The following is a 756-nucleotide window of genomic DNA, read 5'->3' as shown; positions in this document are numbered from 1 at the left end:
TGGGTGGCCCAGCGGGTGTGGGCGATGCCGGTGGTGCCCTTGAAGCGCGCGGGGACCTTGGCCTCCAGGTCGCGCACCCGGCCCTTGGCCTTGACCGTCTTCAGGCCGGTCGCCTTCGGGGAGGTGACGGCGACGCCCGCCGAGTCGTAGCCGCGGTACTCCAGGCGCTGCAGGCCCTCGAGCAGCAGGGGAGCGGCCTCACGCCTGCCGATGTATCCGACGATTCCGCACATATGGGTAGTTCCTAGCCGTAGACGATGCGGCGCAGCTGCCGGAGCGAGAGCTCGGGCGGGGCCACCGCGCGGTATGTGAGGTCCGCCTCGATCCGTTCGAAGATCGTCGCGTTCACCAGGCCCTGGGCCTGCAGCTCGCGGTGGCGGCGACGGACGTACTCCTCGGTCGTCTCGTCGAAGTAGGCGAGCACGTCCTGGACCACGCGCAGCGCCTCGCCCCGGCTGAGGGGGGTGGACCGCGTCAGATGATCAACAAGTTCGTCGTGCACCCGTTGATCCTGAGGTACCGGAGGCGGTTTCGCAAGAAACGTGCCCGATTTCGGGCAGGAAAATGTCTCTTGGGGGCTGTCGCGAGGTCCCGGGGTCCGGGGCGGGCCGCTACATGCGCTTGAGGACCGCCTGCTTGGCCAGGGCGAACTCCTCGTCCGTCAGCACCCCGGAGCGGTGCAGCTCGCCCAGTTCCCGCAGCCGGCGCAGCAGGGCGTCGTGATCGTGCTCGGCGGGGGCAGGGGTAGGGGTAGGG

The 756-nt window shown here is 69.6% G+C and carries 2 protein-coding genes and 1 pseudogene; all 3 read right to left on the bottom strand.

Going from position 1 to position 756, the window contains the following annotated elements; translation table 11 throughout:
* Window positions 1–233 (bottom strand): annotated as a pseudogene (locus tag B7L92_RS38070) (glutamine--fructose-6-phosphate transaminase (isomerizing)); the annotation flags it as partial.
* Between the two features lie 11 nt (window positions 234–244).
* Entirely contained in the window at window positions 245–502 is a 258-nt protein-coding gene (locus tag B7L92_RS38065) for a hypothetical protein (protein WP_081241633.1), read from the bottom strand.
* A 109-nt stretch (window positions 503–611) separates the two neighbouring features.
* The coding region (locus tag B7L92_RS38060; RefSeq protein WP_143626507.1) for an SHOCT domain-containing protein at window positions 612–756 on the bottom strand (145 nt) is incomplete at its 5' end.

Source organism: Streptomyces viridosporus, assembly GCF_002078235.1.
GTDB lineage: Bacteria > Actinomycetota > Actinomycetes > Streptomycetales > Streptomycetaceae > Streptomyces > Streptomyces viridosporus.
This window is presented reverse-complemented; position numbering and strand designations above follow the sequence as displayed.